The organism is Streptomyces sp. NPDC004667, from assembly GCF_040609475.1.
Lineage (GTDB): Bacteria > Actinomycetota > Actinomycetes > Streptomycetales > Streptomycetaceae > Streptomyces.
Map to the genome: position 1 here is coordinate 145,583 of NZ_JBEXKC010000008.1, position 6,063 is coordinate 151,645.

4 protein-coding genes are annotated in these 6,063 nt (G+C 68.9%); 3 read left to right on the forward strand and 1 reads right to left on the reverse strand.

Annotated elements, in window-relative coordinates; all coding sequences use genetic code 11:
* Positions 1-32 precede the first annotated feature (32 nt).
* Positions 33-2,624, reverse strand: a complete 2,592-nt coding sequence (locus ABZW32_RS07130) for a transglycosylase domain-containing protein (RefSeq protein WP_356212290.1) — start codon at positions 2,622-2,624, stop codon at positions 33-35.
* 270 nt (positions 2,625-2,894) lie between these two features.
* Here ABZW32_RS07130 and ABZW32_RS07135 point away from each other — a divergent pair, with 270 nt between their 5' ends.
* The 3 genes from ABZW32_RS07135 to ABZW32_RS07145 all read left to right on the forward strand — a co-directional run bounded on the left by ABZW32_RS07135 (position 2,895) and on the right by ABZW32_RS07145 (position 6,011).
* On the forward strand, positions 2,895-3,497 hold the full coding sequence (locus tag ABZW32_RS07135; RefSeq protein ID WP_356212293.1) for a helix-turn-helix transcriptional regulator: 603 nt from the start codon (positions 2,895-2,897) through the stop codon (positions 3,495-3,497).
* Between the two features lie 50 nt (positions 3,498-3,547).
* Entirely contained in the window at positions 3,548-4,630 is a 1,083-nt protein-coding gene (locus ABZW32_RS07140) for an inositol-3-phosphate synthase (RefSeq protein WP_356212295.1), read from the forward strand.
* A gap of 106 nt (positions 4,631-4,736) precedes the next feature.
* Positions 4,737-6,011 carry an MFS transporter gene (locus ABZW32_RS07145; protein WP_356212298.1) on the forward strand — a complete coding sequence of 425 codons (1,275 nt, stop codon included), beginning with the start codon at positions 4,737-4,739 and terminating at the stop codon, positions 6,009-6,011.
* Positions 6,012-6,063 lie beyond the last annotated feature (52 nt).

Here is a 6,063-nt window from a genome sequence, read left to right on the forward strand (position 1 = left end):
GACGGCCCTCCCGGGTGGAGGCGGATGCGGGATCAGCCTCCGCCACCGATGGTGGCGCCCCAGTTGGTCACTCCACCGGGCCGGCCGGGCCGGCCCGTGGTGGGCGTCGTGGGCTGTCCGGTGGTGCCGCCGGCGGGGAGGCCGCCGGCGTTGCCGCCGTTGCCGTTCCCGCCGTTGCCCGTGCCGGCGGCCGTCTGCGGGTCGCAGTAGAGCTTCCACGGCTTGCAGGACGGCTTGCCGCCGTCGGACGGCGACGGGGAGACCATCGACGGCGAGGGCGACGCGGACGTCGAGGGCGAGGTCGAGGGCGAGGGAGCCGCAGGCGGCGTGGGCGTCGGGGCGCCGGCCGCGTCCGCGACGACGCCGATGTCCTCGGCCTCCGGGAAGTCCTTGGACGGGGTGCCCTTGAGGGCCTCGCGCATGTACTCGGTCCAGATCACGGCCGGGATGTCACCACCGTGGATGGAGTCGACCCCGCCCACGTGGTTCATGGACAGCAGCTTGCGGTCCTTGCCCTTGGCGTTCGGGTCGTTGCGGAAGAGCGTCACCGAGGTGGACAGCTGCGGGGTGTAGCCGACGAACCAGGCCGACTTGTTCTGGTCGGTGGTACCGGTCTTGCCGGCGGCCGGCCTGCCGAGCTTCTTCGCCTTGGTGCCGGTGCCGTTCTCGACGACGTTCTGGAGCACCTTGGTGATGTTGTTCGCGACGGCGTCGTCCATGGCGCGGGCCTCCTTGGGAGGCCCGAAGCCGGGCAGGGTCTTGCCGTCCTTCTGGACCGTCTGCACCGAGTAGGGCTCGCGGTGCGTGCCGGACGCGGCGAAGGTGGCGTACGAGTCGGCCATCCGGATGGCGCTGGGGGTCGAGGTGCCCAGGGCGAAGGAGGCGTTGTCGTTCTCGTCCATCGACTCCTCCAGGATGCCGGTGGACTTCGCGACGGAGCGGACCTTGCTGTGGCCGACGTCGAAGACGAGCTGGGCGAACGGCACGTTGATCGACTGCCGCATCGCTTCGTTGAGGGTCACGTAGCCGTGGGCCTCGGGGCTCTCGTTCTTCTGCCGGAACGGCTTGCCGTCCTTGTCGAGGAGCGGCTTGCCCTCGCGGTTGTTGATCACCGTGAGGTCGTCGGCGTTGTACTTGCTGTCGATCGAGATGCCCGAGCCCCTGGAGTTCTGGGTGCCGTACTCCAGGGCCGCGGCCAGCACGTAGGGCTTCCAGGTCGAGCCGACCGGGACGCCGGAGGTGTTGGCGTTGTTGGTGAAGTGCTTCTGGTCGAAGCCGGGACCGCCGTACAGGGCGACGATGGCGCCGGACTTCACGTCGACCGAGGCGGCGCCGAACTGCACGAACGTGTCGTACTCGGGGCGGGCCTTCTCGTCGAGGAAGTCGTTGCGGGTGTCCTCCACCGCCTTGACCAGCGCGTCCACCCGGGGCTTCTCGAAGGTGGTGCGGATCGTGTAGCCGCCGAGGGCCATCTTCTCGGCGCTGATGTCGCCGCTCTTCATGACGTACGACTTGGCGACGTCGACGAGGTAGCCGATCTGGCCGGTCAGACCGCGGCCCTGCGCCAGGTCGACGCGCTCGGGGAAGTCCTTGTACTTGTCCCGCTCGGACTGTTCCATCCGCCCGACCGCGACCTCCCGGTCGAGGACCCAGGCCCAGCGGCCGCGGGCGCGCTTCTCGTTGGCCTCGGGGGTCGCCGCGGATCCGACGCCGCCGTCCGGGTTGTAGAGGTTGGGGCCCTTGAGCATGGAGGCGAGGAAGGCGCTCTCGGACGGGTTGAGGTCCTTGGCGTCCTTGCCGAAGTAGGCCCGAGCGGCGGCCTGGATGCCGTAGGCGTCCCGGCCGTAGTAGGCGGTGTTCAGGTAGCCGGCGAGGACGTCGTTCTTCGGCTTGGACACACCCAGCTTGATCGCGATGAAGAGCTCGGTGACCTTGCGCTTCAGGGTCTGCTCGGAGTCCAGGTACATGTTCTTCACGTACTGCTGGGTGATCGTCGAGCCGCCCTGGGTGGAACCGCCGGTGGCCATGTTGACCACGGCACGGGCGATGCCCATCGGGTCGACGCCCTTGTCCGTCTCGAAGGACTGGTTCTCCGCGGCGATCACGGCATTCCGCATAGACACGGGAATCTGGTCGATCGGTACGATCTGGCGGTTCGTGGAGCCGCCCGTCGCGACCATCTGAGTGCCGTCGGCCCACTCGAAGACGTTGTTCTGCGCCTGGGCCGCCTTGTTCGGGTCGGGCGTGCCCACGCTGGCGATTCCGATGCCGGCGCCGGCCACGATGACCGCGAAGAAGCCGAGTGCCGTGCCTCCGACCAGCTTCCAGGAGGGCACGAAACGCTTCCAGCCCTCCTTCCCGGCCCGCGGGTAGTTGATGAGCCCGCCGCCCTTGCCCCCCTTGCCACCTGGGCGGCCGCGGCCGGCGGCTCCTCGCTGGGCGGCCCGGCGGGCGTCGGACCGGTTGCCCGGCGGGGTCTGCCCGGCGGCCGGGCCGACGGACGAAGCGGTGGGCACGTTCCGCCCGGGGCCGGAGCCCCGTCCGGGGTGCGGCTGGGCAGCCCGACGGGGGGCGGCGCGGCCGCCGCCCTGGGGCTGCGGCGGTTTGCGGCGGTGCTCGCTCATCGAACGACTACTCCTCGGGCAGGCGAGTGGCCTGGAAGCGGCAGGTGATTCCGGTTCCCCCGGTGTCTTGCCGCACAGACTACGCACGGTCAAAACCCAACCAGTGCCGAAGTTCACCCCAAATCAGGCAACCTGCGTCGTACGAATTGGTGATGTGACGCCGGTCACCACGTCACCACTTGTCGCTGGAGGCGGCCCGTTCTATCGTCTGGATGTATCGAGCCGATACATCAGCTCGGCATAAACTCAGAGGCAGAGAGGAGCAGGCGGATGAGCAGGCGCTCGGGCATCCTCGAGTTCGCCGTCCTCGGCCTGCTTCGCGAATCCCCCATGCACGGGTACGAGCTGCGCAAGCGGCTCAACACCTCGCTGGGGGTCTTCAGAGCGTTCAGCTACGGGACTCTCTACCCCTGCCTCAAGACGCTGGTCGCCAACGGCTGGTTGATCGAGGAGCCGGGCAGCGCCCCGGAAGACGCCGTCGCCGCTTCACTCGCAGGGCGCCGCGCCAAGATCGTCTACCGGTTGACGGCCGCGGGTAAGCAGCACTTCGAAGAGCTCCTCTCCCACACCGGCCCGGACACCTGGGAGGACGAGTCCTTCGCCGCCCGCTTCGCCTTCTTCGGCCAGACCGAACGAGAAGTGCGGATGCGCGTGCTGGAGGGCCGCCGCAGCCGGCTGGAGGAGCGCCTGGAGAAGATGCGCGCCTCCCTCGCCCGGACACGGGAGCGCCTCGACGACTACACGCTTGAGCTGCAGCGCCACGGAATGGAATCCGTGGAGCGTGAAGTGCGCTGGCTGAACGAGCTCATCGAGAGCGAGCGGGCGGGACGGGATCAGATGCGACCCGGTCCGCCCGACGAAACTGCAAAGTGAGGCCTGCATCTCGCAGGCCTCGTTCCGAGAACAAACAGGGAGCAACCGGAATGGGTTCGGTTCGCGTAGCCATCGTCGGCGTGGGCAACTGCGCCGCCTCGCTGGTGCAGGGCGTCGAGTACTACAAGGACGCCGACCCGGCGGCCAAGGTCCCCGGTCTGATGCACGTCCAGTTCGGCGACTACCACGTGCGTGACATCGAGTTCGTCGCCGCGTTCGACGTCGACGCGAAGAAGGTCGGCCTCGACCTCTCGGACGCCATCGGCGCCAGCGAGAACAACACCATCAAGATCTGCGACGTCCCGAACGCGGGCGTGACCGTTCAGCGCGGCCACACCCTGGACGGCCTGGGCAAGTACTACCGCCTGACCATCGAGGAGTCCACCGAGGCTCCGGTCGACGTGGTCCAGATCCTCAAGGACCGTCAGGTCGACGTCCTGATCTGCTACCTCCCCGTCGGTTCCGAGGACGCGGCGAAGTTCTACGCCCAGTGCGCCATCGACGCCAAGGTCGCCTTCGTCAACGCCCTCCCGGTCTTCATCGCCGGCACCAAGGAGTGGGCGGACAAGTTCACCGAGGCCGGTGTCCCGATCGTCGGCGACGACATCAAGTCGCAGGTCGGCGCCACCATCACGCACCGCGTGATGGCCAAGCTGTTCGAGGACCGCGGTGTCCGTCTTGAGCGCACCATGCAGCTCAACGTCGGCGGCAACATGGACTTCAAGAACATGCTGGAGCGCGACCGCCTGGAGTCGAAGAAGATCTCCAAGACGCAGGCCGTCACCTCGCAGATCCCCGACCGTGAGCTCGGCGAGAAGAACGTCCACATCGGCCCGTCCGACTACGTCGCATGGCTCGACGACCGCAAGTGGGCCTACGTCCGCCTCGAAGGCCGCGCCTTCGGCGACGTCCCGCTGAACCTCGAGTACAAGCTCGAGGTGTGGGACTCCCCGAACTCCGCTGGTGTCATCATCGACGCCCTGCGCGCCGCGAAGATCGCCAAGGACCGTGGCGTCGGTGGCCCCATCCTGTCGGCCTCCAGCTACTTCATGAAGTCCCCGCCGGTGCAGTACTTCGACGACGAGGCCTACGCGAACGTCGAGAAGTTCATCAAGGGCGAGGTCGAGCGCTAGCCGAACCCCAGGGTCCTGAGGGACATCTGGTCTTCGACTGCTCTTCCGCCGAGGGTCCCCGGGCAAATGTGTCCGGGGACCCTCGGCGTGTGTGACCCTTGCCCTCATGGCTGTCGTAGGTGATCTGCGCGTACTCCTGCGCCTGAGGGACTTCCGCAACCTGCTGGCCGTACGGCTGCTCTCCCAGGCCGCCGACGGGGTCTTCCAGGTGGCGCTCGCCGCCTACGTGGTCTTCTCCCCGGAGAAGCAGACCTCACCCGCGGCCATCGCCTCGGCCATGGCCGTACTGCTGCTTCCCTACTCCGTGATCGGCCCCTTCGCCGGCGTGCTGCTGGACCGGTGGCGCCGCCGACAGGTGTTCCTCTACGGCAACCTGCTGCGGGCCCTCCTCGCCTGCGTGACCGGCCTGCTGATCGTGGTCCACGCACCCGACTGGCTGTTCTACGCGTCGGCCCTGTCGGTGACCGCCGTCAACCGCTTCGTCCTGGCCGGCCTCTCCGCCTCCCTGCCCAGGGTCGTCGGCCCCGGCCAGCTGGTCACCGCGAACGCCCTCTCTCCCACCGCCGGGACCCTGGCGGCCACCGCCGGCGGCGGGCTCGCCTTCCTCGTACGGCTGCTCGTCTCCGACTCGAACGCCCTCGTCGTCCTCCTCGGCGCCGCCCTCTACCTGTGCGCGGGCCTGACCGCCCTACGGCTGGCCATCGGCCTCCTCGGACCCGACCATCCTCCGGGCAGCGTCCATCCCTCGGTCGTCGAGGGGGTCACCCTCACGGCGCGGGGCATGGTCGACGGGCTCCGGCACCTGGCCGCCCGGCGCGAGGCCGCCCAAGCGCTCACCGCGATCACCCTGATGCGGTTCTGCTACGGGGCCCTGTTCGTGATGCTGCTCATGCTCTGCCGCTATGCCTGGTCGGACAACGAGGCCGACGGCCTGGCCCTGCTGGGCATGGCCATCGGGTTCTCCGGAGCGGGCTTCTTCGCCGCCGCCGTCGTCACCCCCTGGTTCGTCGGCCGGCTGGGCACCCGCAGATGGATGGCCCTGTGCGCCGCCGGGGCGGCCCTCCTGGTCCCCGCCCTCGGGCTGGCCTTCGCCCCCGGGCCGATGCTCGTCGCCGCGTTCGTCCTCGGACTGGCCACCCAGGGGGTCAAGATCTCCACCGACACGGTCGTCCAGTCCCAGGTGGAGGACGACTTCCGCGGGCGGGTCTTCTCCGTCTACGACGTCCTGGTCAACGTGGCCTTCGTCGGCGCGGCCGCCGTGGCCGCCCTGATGCTCCCGGCCGACGGCCGCTCCGCCGCCCTGGTCGTGAGCGTGTCCGTCCTCTACGCCCTCACGGCGCTGCTGCTCCGGCGCCGGGTCGATGTTTCACGTGAAACATGAACCGGATACCCGTAGCGGCCGGCGCCGATGTTTCACGTGAAACATCGGCGCC

Excerpts from the sequence above, each read along its gene's own strand:
- ABZW32_RS07130 (WP_356212290.1), bottom strand. The coding sequence starts at position 2,624 with ATGAGCGAGCACCGCCGCAAACCGCCGCAGCCCCAGGGCGGCGGCCGC.
- ABZW32_RS07135 (WP_356212293.1), top strand. The coding sequence starts at position 2,895 with ATGAGCAGGCGCTCGGGCATCCTCGAGTTCGCCGTCCTCGGCCTGCTT.
- ABZW32_RS07140 (WP_356212295.1), top strand. The coding sequence starts at position 3,548 with ATGGGTTCGGTTCGCGTAGCCATCGTCGGCGTGGGCAACTGCGCCGCC.
- ABZW32_RS07145 (WP_356212298.1), top strand. The coding sequence starts at position 4,737 with ATGGCTGTCGTAGGTGATCTGCGCGTACTCCTGCGCCTGAGGGACTTC.